The 20,842-nt window shown below is 71.1% G+C and carries 15 protein-coding genes, 1 tRNA gene and 1 pseudogene; 12 read left to right on the top strand and 5 right to left on the bottom strand.

Annotated features, from left to right (window positions below; translation table 11 throughout):
- Nucleotides 1-41: 41 nt before the first annotated feature.
- The 3 genes from Pla133_RS13795 to Pla133_RS13785 all read right to left on the bottom strand — a co-directional run bounded on the left by Pla133_RS13795 (nucleotide 42) and on the right by Pla133_RS13785 (nucleotide 3,032).
- Nucleotides 42-944, bottom strand: a complete 903-nt coding sequence (locus Pla133_RS13795) for an aminotransferase class IV (protein ID WP_145066166.1) — start codon at nucleotides 942-944, stop codon at nucleotides 42-44.
- Nucleotides 941-1,714 (bottom strand): sulfotransferase-like domain-containing protein, encoded by a 774-nt coding sequence (locus Pla133_RS13790; RefSeq protein WP_145066164.1) that lies wholly within the window; start codon nucleotides 1,712-1,714, stop codon nucleotides 941-943. The genes Pla133_RS13795 and Pla133_RS13790 overlap by 4 nt, the downstream gene beginning before the upstream one ends.
- 277 nt (nucleotides 1,715-1,991) lie before the next feature.
- Nucleotides 1,992-3,032, bottom strand: coding sequence for a 3-oxoacyl-ACP synthase III family protein (locus Pla133_RS13785; RefSeq protein WP_145066163.1), 1,041 nt, complete (start codon nucleotides 3,030-3,032; stop codon nucleotides 1,992-1,994).
- 163 nt (nucleotides 3,033-3,195) lie between these two features.
- Between Pla133_RS13785 and Pla133_RS13780 the strand changes: the two genes are divergently transcribed.
- The 10 genes from Pla133_RS13780 (at nucleotide 3,196) to Pla133_RS13735 (ending at nucleotide 17,222) form a co-directional block, all read left to right on the top strand.
- Nucleotides 3,196-3,990, top strand: a complete 795-nt coding sequence (locus Pla133_RS13780) for a FecR family protein (RefSeq protein WP_145066161.1) — start codon at nucleotides 3,196-3,198, stop codon at nucleotides 3,988-3,990.
- Between the two features lie 96 nt (nucleotides 3,991-4,086).
- Nucleotides 4,087-5,088, top strand: coding sequence for a glycosyltransferase family 2 protein (locus Pla133_RS13775; protein WP_419191514.1), 1,002 nt, complete (start codon nucleotides 4,087-4,089; stop codon nucleotides 5,086-5,088).
- Nucleotides 5,085-7,331: a hypothetical protein gene (locus Pla133_RS13770; protein ID WP_145066157.1), complete on the top strand. Its 2,247-nt coding sequence runs from the start codon at nucleotides 5,085-5,087 to the stop codon at nucleotides 7,329-7,331. Before Pla133_RS13775 ends, Pla133_RS13770 begins: the two co-directional genes overlap by 4 nt.
- Before the next feature lie 70 nt (nucleotides 7,332-7,401).
- Entirely contained in the window at nucleotides 7,402-8,823 is a 1,422-nt protein-coding gene (locus Pla133_RS13765) for a sulfatase (RefSeq protein ID WP_145066155.1), read from the top strand.
- Nucleotides 8,820-9,713 carry a metallophosphoesterase gene (locus Pla133_RS13760; protein ID WP_419191513.1) on the top strand — a complete coding sequence of 298 codons (894 nt, stop codon included), beginning with the start codon at nucleotides 8,820-8,822 and terminating at the stop codon, nucleotides 9,711-9,713. The genes Pla133_RS13765 and Pla133_RS13760 overlap by 4 nt, the downstream gene beginning before the upstream one ends.
- On the top strand, nucleotides 9,703-10,593 hold the full coding sequence (locus Pla133_RS13755; protein WP_145066151.1) for an NHL repeat-containing protein: 891 nt from the start codon (nucleotides 9,703-9,705) through the stop codon (nucleotides 10,591-10,593). Before Pla133_RS13760 ends, Pla133_RS13755 begins: the two co-directional genes overlap by 11 nt.
- Nucleotides 10,594-10,956: 363 nt before the next feature.
- The gene (locus Pla133_RS13750) at nucleotides 10,957-11,937 is read left to right on the top strand and encodes a diguanylate cyclase (RefSeq protein ID WP_419191512.1); all 981 of its coding nucleotides are present in this window, start codon (nucleotides 10,957-10,959) and stop codon (nucleotides 11,935-11,937) included.
- A 100-nt stretch (nucleotides 11,938-12,037) separates the two neighbouring features.
- Complete coding sequence (locus tag Pla133_RS13745; RefSeq protein ID WP_145066147.1) at nucleotides 12,038-14,563, top strand: carboxypeptidase regulatory-like domain-containing protein; 2,526 nt, start codon at nucleotides 12,038-12,040, stop codon at nucleotides 14,561-14,563.
- Nucleotides 14,560-15,510, top strand: coding sequence for a Ppx/GppA phosphatase family protein (locus Pla133_RS13740; protein WP_145066145.1), 951 nt, complete (start codon nucleotides 14,560-14,562; stop codon nucleotides 15,508-15,510). The genes Pla133_RS13745 and Pla133_RS13740 overlap by 4 nt, the downstream gene beginning before the upstream one ends.
- A gap of 188 nt (nucleotides 15,511-15,698) precedes the next feature.
- Entirely contained in the window at nucleotides 15,699-17,222 is a 1,524-nt protein-coding gene (locus tag Pla133_RS13735) for an alpha/beta hydrolase family protein (protein ID WP_145066143.1), read from the top strand.
- A gap of 442 nt (nucleotides 17,223-17,664) precedes the next feature.
- Here the strand turns inward: Pla133_RS13735 and Pla133_RS13730 are convergent, their stop codons facing one another.
- A complete protein-coding gene (locus tag Pla133_RS13730) occupies nucleotides 17,665-18,471 on the bottom strand; it encodes a hypothetical protein (protein ID WP_419191510.1) in 807 nt (268 codons plus the stop codon).
- A gap of 194 nt (nucleotides 18,472-18,665) precedes the next feature.
- On the opposite strand from Pla133_RS13730, the gene Pla133_RS13725 reads away from it, so the two are divergent.
- Together Pla133_RS13725 and Pla133_RS13720 are read left to right on the top strand one after the other, a co-directional pair.
- The gene (locus tag Pla133_RS13725) at nucleotides 18,666-19,253 is read left to right on the top strand and encodes a cysteine dioxygenase (protein ID WP_419191509.1); all 588 of its coding nucleotides are present in this window, start codon (nucleotides 18,666-18,668) and stop codon (nucleotides 19,251-19,253) included.
- Nucleotides 19,254-19,677: 424 nt separating this feature from the next.
- Nucleotides 19,678-19,754, top strand: a tRNA-Met gene (locus tag Pla133_RS13720).
- A 203-nt stretch (nucleotides 19,755-19,957) separates the two neighbouring features.
- Here Pla133_RS13720 and Pla133_RS13715 read toward each other — a convergent pair.
- Nucleotides 19,958-20,836 (bottom strand): annotated as a pseudogene (locus Pla133_RS13715) (tyrosine-type recombinase/integrase); the annotation flags it as partial.
- Between the last annotated feature and the right edge of the window lie 6 nt (nucleotides 20,837-20,842).

Here is a 20,842-nt window from a genome sequence, read left to right as displayed (position 1 = left end):
GTAGGCGGCGGTTCTGTGCCTCGCACCGTACGAACGCCTACTCACGGCACGATCTGCGTTCCCTCGCGCGCCGTGCGCTCGGCGTACAAGGCCGTGAGCCTGGCCGTCAGGGGCCCGGGGAGTCCGTCGCCGATCACGCGTCCGTCGACCTTCGTGACGGCGGCGAGTTCACCCATGGTGCCGCTGCAGAAGGCCTCGCTGGCGCGGTAGAGCTCCGCCTGGCTCCAATCGCGCACGGCGTGGGGAATGCCGTGCTCGGCGGCCAGCTCGAGCACGGTCGCGCGGGTGACGCCTTCCGGACAGGCCGAGGTGTCGCTGGTCACCAGCACGCCTTCCACCACCGCAAACAGGTGGGTCGCGTTGGTCTCGGCGATGAAGCCGCGTCGGTCGAGCATCAGGGCGTCGTCCGCTCCCGCCGCGTTGGCCTCGATCTTGGCCAGGATCGACTGGATCAGGTTCGCGTGGTGGATCTTGGGATCCATGCAGTCGGGCGGAAAGCGCCGCACCGACGAGGTGGATAGCACCAGACCGGCGCGGTCGTAGACCGGCGCCTTCCACTCGGCCAGCACGATCAAGGTCGGACCGCTGGTGTTGAGCCGGGGATCCATGCCGCTGGTGTACTTGACGCCGCGACTGAGGGTCAGCCGCACGTGCACTCCGTCGCGCATGCCATTGGCCTCGAGAGTGCGCGCGATCTCGGCCACGATCGAGGCGCGTGGCGGAATCTGCTCGTAGGCCAGGGCCTTGGCGGAGTGCTCCAGCCGCGCCAGGTGCTCGTCGAGCTTGAAGATGCGCCCGGAGTAGACGCGCAGGCCCTCCCACACGGCGTCGCCACCCTGAACGGCGGAGTCGAAGGGACTGACGCGGGCCTGGTCGCGGTGACTCAGCACGCCGGCGACGTTGACGATCAGGTCGCGGTTGCGCTCGTCGAAGGTCTGTTTCACCGGGCACCTCCGCCGAGCGGCGCGGTGGTCGCGCGCAGCCGGTGGGGGGCCAGTCGCGAGTAGAGCTCGCGACAGCGGTCCAAGAGGCCGCTCAAGCGCTCGGGGACTCGGGCCTGCTTCTCCCGCACGGGCGCGAAGCCGGTGGAGCGCTCGACGCTGGCGTACCAATGGGGCGCCCAGACGCCGTCCGTGGACCGGGGACCTGCTGGCCAACTCAGCATCCGCTCGGTGTAGGCGAGGCCCAGGCGCTCGCAAAGCTGCGCCAGCACGCCGGCCGGGTCGCGCAACAGCTCGACCGAGTCGACCACCGCGGGGATCGCGCCGGCCTCCTCCGTCAGGCGCTCGAACAGTTCGACCTGCTGGGGCAGGCCGGTGTCCTCGAGGGTCGGCTCCGGCCAGACCTCGATCAGCGAGGTCAACATCGCCTCCGGCTCGCGCACCAGGAAGGCGTGCCGCAGGCTGTCGAGCCAATCGCGGCCGACGATCGGCAGCAGGTGGTGGGCCATGTGCTTTTGGTACCAGACCGGCTTGCCGCCGGGCACCGCGCCGCCGAGCCAGTCGGTGACGGCGCGCCAGTCACGCTCCTGGCTGGCCAGGGTCTGCTCGCGTCCGGGGTGCTGAAGTCCCGTGACGTCGAGGTAGTGGGCGTAGAGCGGCTCGTCGACGACGGCGCAGTCGCCGCGCGCTTCGAAGGAGCGCATCAGCGCGGTGGAGATGTTGCGCGGACCGGACCACATGGCGATCCGCAGGGTGGCGTCGGGCGTCGTCATGGGCTCGAACTCTAACCGCGCGCCACGATGCCGAGCCGCGGCGCGGCGTGACTTGGTGCCGAATAGGCTTCGGTCGCGCGCGGGGATCGAGCGGGACGAACGAAGCATCGTCGGTGGGGCCGTGTAGGCGTTCGTACGGTGCCAGGCACGAAACCGCCGCCTCAACGACCATGGGACCACGGCGCCACAGGCGCCGTGGTCCCATCATCGTTAGGCGGCGGTTTCGTGCCTGGCACCGTACGAACGGGCACCGTACGAACGCCTACCCGGCGCGAGTTCAGCGGCGAGCAGCGCGGGCGCGGGCGGGGTCGACCCAGGTGTAGACCGTGCTGGCCCAACCCATGCCGCCGCCCAGGGCCAAGAGCACGATGTTGTCGCCGTCCTTGAAGCGGCCGGCGCGGACCTCTTCGTCCAAGGCCGTGGGCACGCTCGCGCTCGAGGTGTTGCCGGTGTGATCGATGGCCATCAGCACCTGCTCGGGCCGGATGCCGGCCTGTCCCACGCCGTCCTGGATGATGTTGGCGCTGGCGTGGTGCGGGATCACGTAGCTGATGTCGTCGACCGTCATCCCGGCGCGCGCCACGGCCTGCTCCACGCAAGCTTGGGTCGTGCGAACGGCGAAGGGATAGACGTCGCGGAAGTCGCTGATCAGGAAGTGCTCGCCGGCGGCCATGCGCTCAGCCGTCAGCGGCGTGCGGGTGCCGCCAGCGGGCACGCGCAGGGCCTTTCCGGCGGCGCCATCGGAACCGGCCCAGAAGGAACGGAATCCGACTTCCTCGGGCAGGTCGACGTCCTCGAGGACCACCGCGCCCGCACCGTCCGCGAACAGGCCGATCATGCGGAAGTCGCGCTTGTCGACGATGTGCGTCATCTTCTCGGCCGCGATCACCAGCGCCTTCTTGTAGCCCAGGTTCGCCATCAGCGAGTCGGCCACGATCAGGGCGTTCAGGAACCCGGGGCAGGCGTCCTGGAGCTGGTGGAAGACGGCCTTCGTGCCGAGCTGTGCCTGCACGAAGCTCACCGAGTGGGGCGCCACGTGATCGCTGGTGGCCGTGGCCATCACGATCAGCTCGATCTGGTCGGCGTCCAGCTCGGCCGCTTCGAGCGCGCGCCGTGCGGCCACCAAGCCCATGTCGCCGGTGCTCTCGTCCTCGGCGGCCCAGTGGCGCCGCTCGACCCCGTAGCGGCCCCGCAGCCACGAATCGAGATCGCTCCCGGCCCGCTCGGCGTCGAAGTTCTCGACGATCTCGAGCAGCTCGGCGTTCTCGACCACCCGCTCGGGGAGGTAGCTGCCGGTGCCGGTGATGACGCGGGTCATGGGGGGGCGTTGCTCGGGGGGGAGGGGCGATCTGTCGGCCTCGCGAGGCCCCGGAGGGCCGATCGAACCCTGGCGGGGCCCGCGGGGCGCGAAAGCATACCCCCTGCCGCCGCGGGGGGCTCAGGCCCCCGGCACTCCCGGTCGATAGTCGACAGAGCCCGCCGTGGAGCGATCCGATCCCAGATCACCGGACCAACCGGGACAGCCGACCCCGATCACCTGTGTCCAGGCGGAGGGCCTGATCGAGCGGCTGGCATTCGGCGGTCTACCGGGCCCGATCGCCACCCTGCTGCGGCAGCACCTCTCCGGCTGCGCGTCGTGCAAGTCCGAGTACCGCGGCCGGATGGAGACGCAGGCGCGGCTCGGGCGCCAGGTGCGCGAGAGCCATCGCGGGGCCATCTCCGTCGAGCATGGGGGCCTCGGACCTGAGCGCCAGGAGCCCCGCATCCGGCCCAAGTCCTTGCGTCGCTTCGCGATGTTCGTGGTGCCCGCGGCCCTGTTCTTCTTCGCCACGCGCCTCAGCTCGGACTGGAACTTCGAGCCTCCGCTCACCGCCCACTGGGTCGAGGGCACCTCCTGGATCGGGGGGCACGCCCTCGACGCGGACTCGGTGTCGGTCAAGCTCGTGCGGTCGGACCTGATCCTGACCGAGCCCGGCGCGCGCTGCCGGATCGAGGCGGGCAGCTTCGACCTCTCGATCGACCCCGGCGCCCGCTTGCTCGTGATCAGCTCCCTGACCCGCCGCGTGCGGCTGGAGGAGGGCCAGGTGGAGCTCGAGGGCCGCGCGACGCTCGAGACGCCCTTGGGGATGGTGGAGGTCTTCGACGGCGAGGCGCAGATCACTCTGGATGGCGGGGGCCTCGAGGTGCTCGCCCGCAGTGGCGATGTGGTGCTGGTCGACGCCCGCGGCCGTCGCGCCCTGCCGGTGGTCGAGGCCGACGCCGTGGTCGGCCTCTGAGCCGCGCGGCAACGCCGCGCCGGGAGCTGGCCCATCGGCTCGGATCCCCGCCGGCCGGATGCCGGACGCGCGGGCCCCTCGGGATAGGATGTGCCCGTGAGCGTGCCCCCCTCCGCACACGAGAACGGCGACCAGCAGCGTCCCGAGGTCTCGGTCGTCATCCCGATCTATCGCAACAGCGCGACCTTGATCGAGCTTCTGGATCGTCTCGACACGGCGCTGGCCGACGAGCCGCGCGAGTACGTCTTCGTGGTCGACGGTTCGCCCGACGACAGCCTGGAGGTGCTGCGCGCCCAGGTCCAAAGTCGTCCCCACCTGGTGGTGGTCGAGCTCGCCCGCAACTTCGGCCAGCACGCGGCCCTGTGCGCGGGCTTCGAGGCCGCGCGGGGCAAGTCGATCGCGATCCTCGACGGGGACCTGCAGCAGCGGCCGGAGGAGCTGCCGGCCTTCATCGCCGCCTGGCGCGCGGGCGCGGACTTCGTCAGCGGCTGGCGCACGACCCGCAACGACCCGCTGCAGCGGCGCCTGGGGTCGATCGTGCTCAACCGCTTCGTGCGCTACGTGACCGGCGTGCAGCTCCACGACTGGGGCTGCCCGGTCGCGGTCATCGACCGCTCGGTCACCGAGCGCGTGGCCACCTGCGGCGAGCAGCGGCGGTTCCTGAAGCCGCTGGTGGCGAAGCTCTCCAAGCGCCCCACGGAGCTCAAGATCGAGGCTCTGCCCCGCCAGGCCGGCTCCAGCGCCTACTCGAGCCTGGCCCTACTCGGCGTGACCCTCGACTTCGCGGTCTCTTTCTCCAACCGCCCCTTCATCAAGCTCACGGGCCTGGGCTTCCTGATGGTCGCCGCCGGAGTGGGCGTGGGCGGTGCCTACCTGGCACTGCGGGTCATGCACCTGATCGACGCCGATCCCAGGCCCCAGGCCATGGCGGTGCTCGCGGCGGTCCTCGGCGCACAACTGCTCGTGCTCGGAGCGATGGGGGAGTTCACCCACCGGGTCTACCGACTGGTCCAGGGCCAGCCCCTGTTCGAGGTGCGTCATGAGCACCGCGCGACCACCTCGCCGGTCGCGGAATCGGCCGATTCACGGGTTCGATGAGCGCGACGGACCCGGGTGCGACGGAGGCTGGCGGACGTGCGGCCAAGCGCGGCGAGTTGATTGCCGCCGGGCTGCTCAGCGCGGCCCTCGTGTTGCCCTTCCTCGACAAGGGCGTGCACCAGGACGACTGGGCCTACTTGCGCGTGGCGCAGCTCCTGACCGAGCACGGCGCCGAGGTCTTCGGCCAGACCACTCACTACCAGGGCGAGATCGTCGAGGCCGGCAACGGCGTGTTGCACGGCCCCGTGTGGCTGTTATGCATGGCGTTCGCCCAGCTCTTCGGCGAGCACTTCCTGCTGGTCGGCCACCTGATCGGCACCCTGTTGATGGGCCTGCTCGGGGCTTCCTGCGCGAGCCTGGCGGCGCGCCTCGGTGCGCGTCCGGTGCTGACGGCCCTGACCTTCTGCGCGGCGCCGGCGCCGCTCGTCTTGGCCCCTGGGCTGATGACCGACATGCCGATGCTGGCGCTGTTCAGCATGGGCCTGGCCCTGGCCGTGGAAGGGCACTGCCGCGGGCGCAGCTCGCTGCTCCTGATCGGCGGCGTGTGCGGCGCGCTCGCGGCCCTGACCCGCTACCACGGGCTCGCGGCGGTTCCGCTGCTGGCCGTGCTGCCGCTGCTCTGGCCGCCGTGGCGCTGGCGCGGGCTGATCCCCGCCGCAACGGCCCTGGCCGTCTTCCTCGGGACCATGCTCGGCGCCCTGGCGATCACCGGGCAGTGGGACGTGCTGCGCGCGACCGACGGGATGATGGGGATCAAGATCAACCACACCGCCTGCCTGATGTCGGCGGTGTGCGCCCTGGGTGGTGTGGGCGTCGGCTGGGTCTTCGGACTGCTCGCAGCTCCCATCAGCGCAGCGCGGGCGCTGGTCCGCGACCGCGCGAGCCTGGTGCTGGCGATGGGCGGCGCGGCCCTGGGCGTGTGGTTCGGCCTGAAGGCCCCGACGATCGTGCCGGCGCCGGTCGCGGGCGCCAACGTCGCCGTGTTCTGGGGCGCGTTCGTCTTCGGCGGAGCGGTGCTCGGCCTCCTGTTGCGGCCCTGGACCGGGCTCGTGCCCGCGATCCTCGGCGGTCGTCTGGGCGAGTGGCGCACCGTGTGGGGGCCGCGGGCGTTGATCGCCCTGTGGTCTTTGGGCTTCGTCTTCGCCGCCTGGTGGACGGTGCCCTTCGGCTCGACGCGCTACGCACTGCCGGCGCTGCCGGGGATGTTCCTCTTGGCCGGGCTCGCGTCGAAGCGCCTCCTGCCGACGCGCTCGGCCTGGGTCGCCCTGGTCGCGAGCGGGCTGTTCGGCGTCGGTGCCGCCCAGGCCGACCGCGCCGCGGCCAACGTCTACCCAGAGCTCGCCGCGGACGTGGCCCTGCGGGTCGCGCCGGACGGCGACTGGAGCACTGGCAAGACGTGGATCTGGGGCGAGCTCGGCTTCCGTTGGTACCTCGAAGAGGTGGCGGGGCTCGAGATCCTGCCCAGCCGCTCCAACGCCCCCGCCTCGGGCGACCGCATCCTCAAGTCGCGCATCCTGTGCACGGCGGCCAACGACGACGGATCCGGCGGGCGCTATCGCCTGCACGAGGGCGTGCGTCGCCGCATGCGGCCGGGTCCGATCACCGTCTACGCCGACCCCTGGCCGATCCGCATCCACAACTCCCACGCCGGCGCCGGCTTCTACGGACACGAGGCGGGCTTCCTGCCCTGGTCCTTCTCGACCCACCAGCACGACGAGCTGCAGGTCTGGACCATCGAGGACACCAACCCCTTCCTGGAGCGCCTCGGCGAAGCGCAGATCGAGGTCTCCGAGTACCCGCCGGCCCAAGCCGGTGGCCGGACCATGCGGGGTTCGATCGGCGTCGAGCGCTTCATGGTCGACGTGGACCAGCCCAGCAAGCTGGCGGTGCAGATCCTGTTCCCGGGTCGGGTGACCTGGCACGGCGTGCCGATCCCGCCGGGCAGCGTTTTCACCGTGGACGTGGGCGAGCACCACCGTCTGACCTACGAGGGCATCGAGGGCCCGGGCTGCATCCTGCGCGTGCGCATCGACGGCAAGGTCGTCGCGGAGAAGTCGATCGACACCCGGCGCGGCGACCCGAAGCTGTGGCAATCCCTGTGGGTCGACCTGGCGCCCTGGGCCGGGAGCGAAGTGGATCTGTCCTTCGAGCTGGCGCCGATGGCCTTGCCGGAGGGATCGACGCCTGGTCAGCCGGTAGTGATCCTCGGGGGCTTCGCCGAGCCGCGCATCGTCTCGCGCTGAGCGAGCGACGATAGGGCCTGGCGGCGGCACGCCCCTGGGCCGAGGCGATCCAGCGGGTAACCTCACGCCCATGTTCGAAGTCTCGCCCAGGACAAGGGTCCGGATCGACACCCAGGCGCGCGCCGCGTGGCTCCTCGCCGCTGTGCTGCTGGCTGTCGGCTGCGGCGGCGGCGCGACGAGCCGCGAGCGTCCGAACGTCCTGCTGATCTCCGTCGACACCCTGCGCGCGGATCACCTCTCCCTTTACGGGCACGACCGCGCGACCTCGCCTCGCATCGACGCCTGGGCCGAGGGCGCTACAGTCTTCGAGCGGCACTTCTCGGCCAGCTCGTGGACGGCGCCGTCGATGGCCATGCTGTTCACCGGGCGCGTGCGCTCGGACAACTCCGGCAAGCTCTGGCCCGACCAGCCGACCTTGGCCGACGTATTCGACGAGGCCGGCTACTACACCATCGGTGTCAGCTCCAACACGCTTCTGGCGGACGCCCGCGGCTGGGGGCGCAGCTTCGATTCCTACGAGCGCTACCCGATCCCCGAGCGCGGACCGCGCAACGGTTGGCACTCGAGCGAGGTCGTAGACCGAGCCCTGGCGGCCTTGGACGCGGCGCCCGAGGGCGTTCCGGTATTCCTGTGGGTGATGCCGTTCGACCCGCACCAACCCTACCTGCCCAGCGACCCGACAACGTTCTCGGCGCGCAACTCGACCGGACGCCACGATCGCTTCCTGCGCGCCATGCCGGCCCAGGCGCGCGAGCGCCTGACGCCCGAGATGTACCGCGGCATCGAGGCCGCGATCGCCCTCTACGAGGGTGAGATCGCCCAGGTCGACGCCTCCATCGGAAGGCTGTTCGACGAGCTCGAGCGGCGCGGGCGGCTCGAGCGCACGGTCCGCGTCTTGACCGCGGACCACGGCGAGGGGTTGTGGCAACGGGCCGCTCCCCCGGACACGGTCAACAAGGAGAAGGGGGCGATCCCCGAGCTCTATTCGACCCACGGCGCGATGCTCGAGCCCGAGCAGATCCACGTGCCGCTGATCATCTCGGGGCCGGGCGTTCCCGCCGGGGTGCGGCGCTCGGAGCCGACTTGGTCGGTGGACGTGATGCCGACCATCCTGGGTCTGGCTGGACTGGACGCGCCGCCCACCGACGGCGTCGACCTGTTCGCCGACGACGCCGCCAGTCGGCGCACGGAGCTCGTCTCGTTCATCTCGCGCGGCGGTTCGATCCTGGCTGACGGGCGCTACCAGCTGATCGTGCCCACGCCGAAGCGAGCCGAGAAGTACGGCCTCACCCCGGTGCTCTACGACCTGCACGAGGATCCCGAGGCCCGTCGTCCGATCGATGACCCCGAGCTGGCCGCCGAGCTCGAGGCACGCCTGCAGGTCTGGTGGGACTCGCGGCGCCACGAGGGCGAGGACGAGCTCGACGACGAGGACCGGGCGGTCTTGGAGGCCCTGGGCTACACCGACGGCGAGGCGGATCAGGAGCGGTGAGCGGCGACGCCACCGATCTCGGCCTGCGCCAGGAGCCACGGCGTTTCGGCGGCGGCCGCCTGGCCTTCTTCGGGGGGCTCCAACGGGTCAGCGCGGCTCTCGGCGGGCGCGCGTTCTACCGCGCGGCGTTCCTCGCTCCCGGGCGCTTCCGCGTGCGCCACGAGACCGTCATCACGCCGGGACTGGCGCCCGAACTCGAGGCCTTTCGCATCGTCCAGCTCTCCGATCCCCACGCAGGTCCCTTCCTCGGGCGCGGGGACCTGTCCGCCGTCGTCGAGGCCTGCAACGCCCTCGATCCGGACCTGGTGGTGCTCACGGGTGACTTGATCACCAAGCGCGCCGAGGAGTCCTACCTGCTGCTCGAGGACCTGGCGGGATTGCGAGCGCGCAGGGGCAGCTTTGGCGTCTTCGGCAACCACGATTACCGCGGTCGGCGCGAGCGCGAGATCGCCGCGCGCTTCGAAGCCGAGGCCGGCCTGCGCTTCCTGCTGGACGAGTCCGTGCGCTTCGGCGAGGGGCCCGGCGCGGTCGCGTTGGTGGGGCTCGAGGACCTCGAGGAGGCCAAGCAGGTGGACCTTCAGCGCGCTCGGCATGCTGTCCGCGCGGGCGACGTGGAAGTCGTGCTGTGCCACAACCCGGCCGGGGGGCCCGCCCTGGCCGCGGCCGGCTGCGCGCTCGTGCTCAGCGGCCACAGCCACGGCCACCAGATCGACCTGCCACTGGTGCGCCGCCTGGCGCCGGCGCACCCCGGCGATCGGGTCGAGCGGGACGGGGCGGTGCTGCTCACCAGCCGCGGCTTGGGTGCCTTGGGCGTGCCCCTGCGACTGCGCTCGCCGGCGGAGATCGTGGTCGTCGACCTGAGCCGCGGCGGAGGCGAGCGTGCACGCTAGCCTGGCCCTTCGCGACGGTGTCCTGTACGTGCTGCGCTACGAGCGCACGGCGCACGTGGGCCTCTACGACCTGGACGGCCGTGAGCTCGAGGGCGGCTTCTCCTGGCGCGACCAGGAGCGATCCCAGACCGCCGCGACCGGCATCGCGGTCGATCGCGATCGACGCCTGTGGGTCGCCGACCCCGGCGCGGGTGCCGTGCGCGGCTTCACCGTCTTCGGCTCCGAGAAGTTGCGCTTGGGGCCGTCGGAAGAACAGCGCGCTACCCTCTCCCCCGCGGAGCTGGACGAGGACCGGGCCGGCGTCCTGTCGCGCCCGACCTGCGTCGCTTGCCAGGGCTCGAGCGACGACTTGCGGCTGCTGGTCGGCAGTAGTGGGCGTCGTCGCCACGGTCTGCACCTCTTCGCGCCCGATGGCACCTTGATCCGATCCCTGCGCCCGATGGGTCAGTCCCACGGCCGATTCGCCGGGATCGAGGGCGTGTTCCTCGACGATCGCCATGCTCTGGCCTGCGAGCCCCGGGCAGGTCGCGTGCAGGTCTTCCGCGACCTGGACTTCCACTTCGCCTTCCAGCTTCCCGATCACCGCGGCGCCGGACTGGAGCCCCGCGCGGCGGTGCGCCTCGCGGACGGTCGCCTGGTCGTGGCCCACGGTGGGCCGCGCAGCGGCGTCCTACTCATGGCTCCTGACGGCGGGGTCGAGGCCCAGATCGCTGGCCACGGCGCAGGCAGTGGACAGGTCTTGAACCCCTCGGACGTGGTCGTCGAACCGGGCCCTTCGGAGCCACGCTCGCGGGTAGTGGTGGCCGATCAGGACGGCGAGCGGATCCAGGTCCTGACCCTCGACGGGCGCTGCTACGGATCCTTGGAGCCGCCCAACTGACCCCGGCACGGCAATTTCTTCGCCGTCGACCGTTCCGTCAGCGGTCCCGGCCCGTTCAAGCTGCGTAGGGCTGGGGAAGTTGCAAGTGGGGGGTGTATGGGGTCGAACTTCGCCCTATCGAGAGAAAGTGGGGCAGGGAGGCGTTCGCTGGGGGGCGGGCTGTCGCTTCGCTGTCTACGACCACCGGCGAGAGGGCTGGAGCGGGCGCGATCGATTCGATCGCCGCCGGAGGGCATGCGAACAGGCGATTCGGAACAGCAGGGGCGCCGCGTGCGCCGGGCCGCGCCAGCGCCCGTGGGGGACTCGACTCCCGCGGGGGGGCGCGTCCTGCCTTCGTCGACATTCTCTCCCGATCCCGGCGAGGTGCTCTCGGCCGACCTGCGTAGCTATCTGAACCTGGAACCACTGCCCCTGGTGGTGGTCGATAGCAACCGGCGCATCGTGTTCGCCAACCGTGCGTCCCAGTCGGAGTGGTCGGCGGTGGACGATCGTGCCCTCGACGACCTCTTGCCGATTCCGGAGTCCGACTGGCTGCTCCTGCGGCGCGCGCTCGAGATCGCGGCGGACAGCCCCGAGTCGGCGCTCGTGGCCGTGACCATGGAACACGTGGGCGGGGCCACGATCGCCATGGAAGCCGGGCAGTTCGTCGGACTGATGGGCGAGAGCCTGATGCTGTTGCGCGCGCGCGATCGGCGCATGAACGGCATCGTTTCGGACCCGGTCATCGGCGTCCTGCGGGCCCAGGCCAGCCGAGCGCGGGAGCTGCAGGACGAGATCAAGCGCCTTTCGGCCCGTAACCGGCAGCTCACGACCGAACTCGGCCAGGACGAGCTGACCGGGGTCGCCAGCCGGCGCGCCCTGTTCCGTTCCCTGGCGAGCGACCTGCGCACGACCCGACGGGGTTCGGCGGGCTTGGGGCTCTTGATGGTCGACGTGGACTACTTCAAGCGCTTCAACGACTCCTGCGGTCATCTGGCGGGGGACCAGTGCCTGATCGCCGTGGCGGAGGCCTTGGGCTCCACCGGGCGTCGCACCCACGACCTCTTGGCGCGTTTCGGTGGTGAGGAGTTTGCTGTGGTGCTGCCCGGGATCGACGCCGCTGCCCTGGAAGAGCGGGCCGCGGCGGTTTGCGCGGCGGTGGTTTCGCGCCAGATCCCGCACCCCGACAGCCCCGTCGGACCCCATGTCACGGTCAGCGTCGGTGCGGCCTGGATCCCCCCCGGCGGCAGCGTGCGGGCTCGCGAAGCCCTCGAGCGGGCGGACCGGGCGCTCTACGCCGCCAAGGTCGCGGGCCGCAACCGCATCGAGTTGGCCGCCGTGAACGGTTCCGCCCGACGGCGCTGAGGTACGACCGGGCAGGCGACCGGCGGCGCTGCCTAGTGTCCTGGATCGGCGATCTTCGCGACCCTGTCACGGCCGTGGTCGGTGTCGTTATCGTGATCACGTGCGCTCGGCTACTCCGATCTTGGTCCTCGTCAGCCTGGTCGCGGTGGCGGCGCTGGGCTGGTTGGTGCTCTCGCCGGGCGGCCCGGGGGTGGACGTCGCACAACCCGAGGGCTTGGCCCAAGGAACGGGAGCAGAGCCAGGCGCGCAGCCTCCCGCCGGCGACCAGGGGCTCGCGAACACGACCTCGATTTCGTCCAGCCCGAGTGCCTCGGAGCGCGACCGAGCGCGCGGGACGGTTGGGACTGGCGGCGGAAGATCCCTGTTGATCGGGTCCGGCGACCCCGCGTCCGAGGGGGCCCTCGAGGCGGGGCCGATGTCTTGGGTCGAAGGACGGCTGCGGGATGTCACCAGTGGCGCGCCGATCCGTGGCGTCAATGTCGGGCTCGCCATCGAGGGACGGGACGTCGGCACCCAAAGTGGCGAGGACGGTCGTTTTCGATTGCCCTGGCCCCAGGGCGTGCTCGCTCGATTCACCGTGCGCGACAAGCGCTACGTGGACTTGACCCGCGAGGGGCTCACCGCGCCGCTCGAGTTGGAGTTGGAGCTCATGCCCTCGGCGACTCTGAAGCTCGACCTGCAGCCACCCCCGGACGAGCTCGAAGACGCCGAGTTCCGCCTGTGGCTGCGGGACTCGGGGCGCAAGGGCGATTGGCCGGCGCGGGTGGGCGAGCCCCTGCATGCCGAGTCCGGCGAGGTGTGGGTGATCTTCGCCGACCTCGATCCGGGCGAGTACGCCCTGGCGGGGAGGGTTGGCGAGCGCTTCGTGCCCTTTCGCGCCGGCCTCAACCTCGCGCCGGGAGAGCTGCGGACCGAGGGCGTCGACCTCGAGCGCGGCGGACGACTGTGGGGCACGGTCCGGCGCGAGGACGGTTCGCCGATCGAGGCCGCGGAGGTCGAGTTGAGCCTGCGCGGCTCCGGTATGCCGCGCGACGCCGAGGGAGAGCTGCGCCTCGAGACTTCGACTGCCGCCGACGGCAGCTTCGAGCTGCCGCCCGCCGCACCGGGCTCCTATCGCCTCGAGGTGCGCTCTCCGTGGGGGGCGAACTACTTGGAGGTGGTCGAGCTGGTTTCGAGTTCGACCGCCATCGAGCGCGAAGTCGTGCTCGCGCCGCCCACGTCATTGCTGGGCACGGTGGTCGATCCCCGCGGGCGACCGGTGGCCGAGGCACAGGTGCGAGTGATCTCGAGGCGCGAGCGGTCGCAGCTCGCAGGACTGCTCGATCAGGACCCTGTGGACGGCGCCTACCAAGTGGCGACAACGGGCCGCGACGGCGTGTTCACCGTCGAGTCCCTGCCGGTGGGGGAGTTTCTGCTCGGCGTCGCGATCCCGCCGCCCGGGCGCGAGGACCTGGTCCCGGCGCAGGTCGAGATCGGTCGCCTGGAGGCTGGTGCGGCAGCCGAGGCTGTGACCCTGGTGCTGCGCGGCGGCCGCACGATCGAAGGAGAAGTGACCGACGCCACCAGCGGAGAGGGCATCGCGGGGGCCGCCGTGGAGTTGGTCTACCCCACGGGTCGCGCCGAGCTGCATTGGCGCGCGACCGAGAGTGACGCCATGGGCCGCTTCGGCCTCGAGGGCGCGATGGACGGGGTCGCCAGCGTCAGGGTCTCGGCCTTGGGCTACCGACCGGGACGACTGACGGTGCCCGTCGCCGAAGACACACCCGAGCCCTTTGCACGACTGGAGTTGGTGCCTGCGGCCGAGCTGCGGGTCGACGTGGTCGACGAGGACGGCTTCGCCTGGGGCTCACTCCAGGTGCGGGCGAGCCCGGCGTTGGCCCCGGGCGCCAGTGCCGACGAGATCAAGGCAGCTAAGTCCCTGCGCTTGACCCGCACCACCGACAGCGCCGGGGTGGCACGCTTCGACGCCCTTGCACACGGTCCAGTCGAGCTCTCCCTGCCAGGCGGTCGCTACGAGGTCGTCGAGTTGCAGCCGCGCCATCCGTTCCTGCCCGACGATGCCCAGGTGCGCTTGATCGCGCGCGCGCTGCCGCGGGAGGAGACGGCGATCCTGAGCGGTTCGGCCGTGCTGTCCGAGAGCGGCGCGCCGGTACCGAGCTTGGCCGTGTTGGGGCCCGAAGGCGGGGTGCTGCGCCGGGACGGCGAGCACTTCGAGCTCAGCGGCGTGGTCCCCGGCCCGGTGGTCGTGCGCCTCGAGGCCCCGGGGCGATTGCCAGTGGCCATCGGGCCGATCGACGTGTTCCCGGGGGCCGAGGTCGACCTCGGGGCCCACGCCCTGCGTCCGGCCGTGCGGCTCGAGGTGCGTCTGCGCGATGAGAACGACGAACCGCTGAACGGCGCCAAGGTGCGGCTCCTGCCCCTGCCCCAGGCCGCTGGCGGAGTGGGAGCCGACGCCGAGCGGGTGGTGCTACGGCGCGGGGCGAACGGCCGCTATGAAAGCGAGTTCGGTGAGGCCGGTGCGTGGACGCTGCACGTGAGCCATCCGGACTACCGCACCCGAAGGCTCACGGTCGTGATTCCGTCCGAGGCGTCCTGGAGCAACCAGGTCAAACTGGTGCCCCGATGAACGACGTATCCGAGCTGGGCCCGCCCGCGGCCGCCATCGACCTCGGCACCGAGACGGCCCTGTTGGTGATCGGTCGGCACTTGCCCGACGGTTCCCTGGAGGTGCTCGAAGATCACTGCCTGGCGACGCGGCTGGGGGCAGGCCTGGCCCTGGGCGGAGCGTCCGGCGCGCGACTCGATCCCCGCGCGGTGGAGCGCACGCTCGACGTGCTCGAGACCTTCGTGCGCCGGATCGAGCTGGCCGGGGTCGCGCCGGAGCGGGTGCGCGCCGCCGGAACCGCGGCCCTGCGCGCGGCGGGCGATGCCTCGAGCTTCCTCGCAGCGGCGGTGGCGCGCTGCGGCCTTCACTTCGAGGTCCTGACACCCGACCGCGAGGCGGCGCTGTCCTTCGACGCCGTGTTGGCGGACGGGGCGTCCCGCGACGTGGTGGTGATCGACCTGGGCGGCGGCAGCGCCGAGGTGATCCGCGGGGGTGGTCAGGAGCGCTTTTCCGTCCCCCTGGGTGCGGTGGTGGCCACCGACCGGTGGCTGGGCGGTGCGGAGCGGCTGGAGCCGATCGATCCGAAGTCCTGGAGCGCCTTCCGCGCGGCAGCCCGTGACCTGGCGGCCGACCTCCCCGACGGCGCGGCCCGGGGCGCCGAGCTGGTGCTCTTGGGCGGCACCGCCAGCAACCTGGCCTGCTTGGACCGAGGCCTGGAGTCCTACGAACCGCGCCTGGCCCAGGGCTGGACCCTGGCCGCTGCCGCGGCGGGGGCCTGGGCCGAGCGCTTGGCGGCCTTGGGCCTCGAGGAGCGCATGGACCACCCGATCGAGCCCGGACGCGCGGGAATCCTCCCCGGCGGCCTGGGCTGCCTGGCGGCGGTCTTGGAGCGACTGGGGGCGACCGAGGGACGTGTCAGCGGTCGAGGGCTGCGTTACGGACTCCTGCGGGAGGCCTTGGCCCCTTGAGCGCTCCCGCCCGGGTCTGAGATTGGAAAGTCTTACCGAGCTTCGGCGCGTCTTCGGGACGATGTGGGCCGCACCAAGTTTGCATTCGCCGCCTCCCGCCCCAGGGCGGGGTAGCTTACTGGGGAGGGACGCTCGGAATCGTCGGGGTGGCGGAACCGGGTCGTCGACTGAGATCGTCTATGACGGACATGCACTGCGGTCGAGTTCTGGGTCGGATCGCGCGTCGGGTCGGGGCCGTCGCGTTGGCCATCGGCACGGCCATCGCCGGCGCCGGTGAGGTCCAGGCGCAGGTCTCCGCCACGCCCGGCGGGCCGAGCGGCGGCGGCACGGGAACCTCGCCCTCTTCGGGCGCCGGCCGCAGCCAGGGCTCCCTGCGGGTCCCCGGTTCGCCGATCACCTTCCACACCGCCAACTCGAAGGGCGGCTGGTTCTACCTGGCCCCCGGGATCAAGGCCCGTTGGGTCCACGACTACCCGGTCTGGTCGGGTCACCCGACGGTCGAAATCATCCTGGCCGCCGGGGTCTCGGGGCACCCCACCCAGGAGGAGAAGCTGCTCTTGCAGTTCCCTCCGAACCTGTTCCAGATCCCGGAGTCCGAGCGCGCCATCGTGGTGGCCTTCCACCCCTACGGCGTCAGCTACGCCAGCCCGTTCAACGGCAGCCTGCTGCCGGCCCTGTGCGAGCAGCGCAACTGGATCCTGCTCGCGCCGATGGGCCTGAACCAGACCAATTTCGCGTCGGTCGAGAGCCAGAACACGCTCGACATCGTGATGGCCCTGGTGCTGAAGATCCTGCCCTTCAACCGTGAGCGCGTCTACACGGTCGGCTTCTCCATGGGCGGCTTGAACGCGGTGTCCTACGCCATGCGTAAGCAGGACCCCAACGGCATTCGCGTCGCCGGGGTGATCAACCACACCGGCACCATGGACGTGATCCAGGACTACGAGAACGGCTCGAGCGCGCTCAAGCTGATCCTCGAGGACGACGAGCACTTCGGGGGCTCGCCGACCGAGGTGCCCTTCGCCTGGGAGCGCATCAACCCGACCAAGCTCACCGCCGCCAACAAGGTCGATCCCGACCGGGCCCCGGCCACGAACCTGGTCGACCTGCCGATCTACCTGCACGTCAACACGCAGGACAACCAACAGGGCCTGGTCAACATGACCTACGCCCTCCACGACTACCTGCTCTCGTTGGGAGCCGACGTGTTCCTGTCCGAGGTACAGGCCGGCAGCACGCACCACTGGAGCACCATGGACATGGCGGCCGCCCTCGACTTCATCGACAGCGGCATCGCTCCGGGGCCCGCGCCCTCGAAGGGTCCGGTGCTCGAACTCTTCGCCGACCGCGAGGATCGCTACCGCCTGAGCGAAGTGCTCGAGATCGAGCCGAACCTGGTCGCCAACTACCGGATCGTCGTCCAGTCCCCCGCGGTCAATGCCTTCGCCGTCCAGAGCACCCGCGCCGTGCGCGAGCTGGCCCTGGACCTGGCGCCAATGAAGATCGATCCGGCCAAGGTGCTGACGATCACCACCTGGTCGGCCGACTTCAAGGCCGTCACGCTCGTGCTGCGGGGCTATGCCAAGGCGCCCTCGACCATCACCGTCAACGGCGCGCCGCCGACGGCTTGGAGCTACGACCCGGTCACCAAGGAACTGTCGATCAAGCCGACCGCAAACGGCAGCTTCGCAGTGGTGCAGGTTCTGCCGTAGCGACCGCGGAAGGCCTGAAAGCAACGGCAACGGCAGCGCGCGGCGCAGAGCATAGGGCCGGTTGGCCGACGTCGATGGCCCTGGGCCGACGACGCGCGTGAAGAACGACGCGCGTGAAGAACGACGCGCGTGAAGGACGAGCGGCCCCGAACGACGAGCGGCGCGCAGGCCTGGGCCTGCGCGCCGCTCGTCGTTGGAAGGGGGCCGGCGTTCCTTGCCCAACGCCGGCCCGAGGGAGAGAGAAATCTCGCCGAGCTTCCCGGGGCCTGGTTTGCTCGCTGATAAACCGGGCCCCTCTCGACAGACTTCATGGACGCCGAAGCGTCACCGGGAAAGTACGACCGGTCAGGTGTATCAGCAATCGGTTTCCTTTCGAAAACCTGCCCCGCGTCCCGGTCCAGGCGCAGTTGGAGCGCCCAACGCGGGGTCGCTCATCCAGGCGTCATGCTGCGTCGCGGTTGACGATCGGGAGACGCAGTGTGAGCGTCGTACCGAAGTCGTCGTCGTCGCGTTCCGCGTCGAGTCCGTGCAGGCGTGCGCGGGCCAGCAACTCCTCGGCTCGCGGGTCGTCGGACGAACCCCTGCGGGCCAGGCGTGCCACCAACTCGAGCCATGGTCCGGCCGCTCCGGAGCGCGTGACCCGCAGGCCCGATTCGGGGCCCGCGCCGCGCACGACGGACCCGAGATCCAGGAGCAGGGCCGCCAGGGCTTCGGCGCCGACGTCGAGCTCGGCACCCTCGGGCTCGCCCTCGAGCACCAGGTCGACCGTCGGGTCGAGCAGGGCGCGGGTGGCCTGGACCGAGAAGCGCGCCCCGATCCGCAGCAGAGCTGGGCTGGGGGCGACCAGGGCCTCGATCGAACTGACGCCCGGGGCGTCGACCGCTGCGCGCAGGATCAACAGCCCCTCGAGGACGTCCAACTCGGGTCCGGTGGCCCGGACCTCGCCCAGGGCCAGGGCCGTGTCGTCGTCCCGCACCACGAAGCCGCGGTTGGGCAGGCCGCCGCCGAAGCGTCCGGCGAGGGTCTCGCGCACCAGGCCCCGGTCCGGGGCCGCGTCGAGCTCGCCTCGGGACAGGATCGGGATCCACACAGGGCCATCGGGGCCGTCCACGCGGCGCCAGAGCTCGGCCCAGGAAGCCAGGCAGAGGCTGGTGGCCGCGTCCAGGAGTGCCCTGTCCCGATCTCCCGCCGATGTGGCGACGAGGAGGGACTCGGTCAGACGCTCGATGGGGGAGGGATCGACGCTCACGGACTTCCCTACTCGGCCGTCCGGGTGGGCGGACCCCAGGGTCCCCTGGGCGATCTTCCCGCGTGAGCGACGTGGAGAGGGTCTGTCAGGCGCCAACCCGCCCGGTGGGGCCTGACGGCGACCTCGGCCCACCGTCCGCCAGGGGGCTATACTCGACCCGCGCCCTCCCCAACCCTGGCGCAGCCCCCCAGACCATGAGCAGCAGTTCGATCGACCAACTCGCCTCGACCATCGGTCGCGAACTCGAACGTCCCGGGGGCCAGGCCGCCATCGCCGGCATCATCGCCGAGTACGCCCGCCAGGCCGACGATTGGCGGGCCCACGCCCACTTCGCGGAAGTCGGCTACACGCGCCACCTCCTGGCCCGCACGGAGCGCTTCGAGCTGCTGCTCCTGTGTTGGAACGCCGGCCTGGCCAGCGACCTCCACGACCACTCCGGCCAGAGCTGTTGGATGACCCTCTTGGATGGGCAGATCGCCGAGGACCGCTTCCGGCGGGACGCCGCGGGCTCCGTGCAGAAGGTCGGGACCCTGGACCTCGACCTGGCCGTGCCCGCCTTCATCGACGACGGCCTGGGTCTGCACGTGATCCGCAACAGCCCGCACCACAGGTCGGCCTCCCTGCACGTCTACGCGCGCCCGGTGGAGAGCTGCGGCATCTACTGCCGCGACACCGGGCAGGTGCTGGAGGAGCGCTCCCTGCGCTACGACACGGTTCGTGGGGACGGCGCACCGGACGTGGAGTCCGCCGGCGAGCCGGGCGGCGGCGACCCCCAGAGCTGACGGCGCACGCTTTCAGGCCCGGTGGTCCCCTCGGAGCCTGACCCATCAGGGGCAGCTCGCCTCGCGCGCACGTCTTTCGTCGACGCGCCTGGTTCGAGCAAGGGCCCGAAACACCGAGGCGCGCCTCGCTCGGTGCGAGACGCGCCTCGGCTCTCCCATATCGGTTCCCCCGGAGTCGGGGCCCTCGGAAGGGTCCCGACCCAGAGGTGGTCGGCTTGGCCCAGGACGGATTGGAGCGTCGCGGGGGGACCGAGGCCACCGAGAGGAGAAACGCCGACGGACTCGGGAACCGGCAGGGTTTCCCTACAAAACTCGAATCGAATCGCGATCTTCAGGGGTCCCCTGGCCCCAGGGACGCGAACACGCCATCCGGGTCGCTCTTGACCCTCGCCCAGCCCGCTCGCTATCGTCTCGCGCTCGCAAGGGCGGTGTAGCTCAGTTGGTTAGAGCAGCGGAATCATAATCCGCGGGTCGGCGGTTCGAGTCCGTCCACCGCTACCACCCTGGAGCCGCATGGGGGTCGAGTCTACCCCCGCGGCGGCCTCGATTTGAGCAGCGGATGCGTGGGGGATGGTCAAACCTTCTCCCGTCTGCTCCGCGATCGCGGGAAGGCTGTCCATCATCGCCCGGACGGCGCTCTCCCCGTGGTGAAGGTAGCCCTGAGTGGTTCGGATTGACGCATGACCCCCAAGCATCTGGGCCGCCAGGACATCCTGGGCAGCCGCTCGAGTCAGCGCGAAATGGCGCAGCGAGTGGAAGCTCCGGGTGCGTCCTGCGCCGTCCACCTTCGGGACCTGGGCGAAGCGCATCAGCCCGTTGAACCAGCGGTTGACGTTGTGCTCGTTCAGGCGCGCGCCGCGGCGGCTGGTGAAGATCAGGCCGCCGGGGGCCGCGTGTCCGAGCTGGGCGACGTGGATCCCGCGGAGTTCGGCGAGGGCCGCCTGGGCCTGCAGGTGCAGGATCGGCCACTGCTCGCGGGATTTGGCGGCCTCGGCGCGCAGGTGGAGCAGCGCGTCAGCTTCCACCCAGTCCTGCCACACCGCCTGCCGGAAGGCCCCGAGCCGGGCGCCGACGTAAGAGGCCACGACCACCAGATGACGCTGGGGGATCGCGGGGCTGCTGCGCCGGTCGCGCTGGGCCCGATCGTCCTGGGCCCGCGCCGCGGCGAAGAGGGTTCCAACCTCGTCCACCGTGAACGTGCCGCGGGGGCGCTTCTGGTTTCGGCGGCTCGCCGAGGGCAACTCGAGCGTGGCGATCGGGTCGACCTCGAGCCTGCCCTTGCGGGCTCCCCAGCGGGTGACGGCCTTGAGGTGGGCGAGGTACTGGCGGACCGTGGCGTGGGCCACACCCGCAGAGAGCTGATCGACCCGGTAGGCGTCCAGGAGGTCGATTCGGAGCGACGAGGCGTCCAGGAGCGGCGGGAGCTGGAGGGCGCTGAATCGGGCCCGCTGATCGGCCAGGAGCGTGTCCAGACGCTGCTTCGTCTGGGCCGCGTGCTTGGCCGAGATGTCCGGGGTGCGGTAGGCCAGCCAGTCGGCGATCAGGGCGTCGATGGGGCACGGGCGGCTCTCGATGAGGCCCATGAGGGC

The sequence above is a fragment of the Engelhardtia mirabilis genome, from assembly GCF_007748095.1.
Taxonomy (GTDB): domain Bacteria; phylum Planctomycetota; class UBA1135; order UBA1135.
This window is presented reverse-complemented; position numbering and strand designations above follow the sequence as displayed.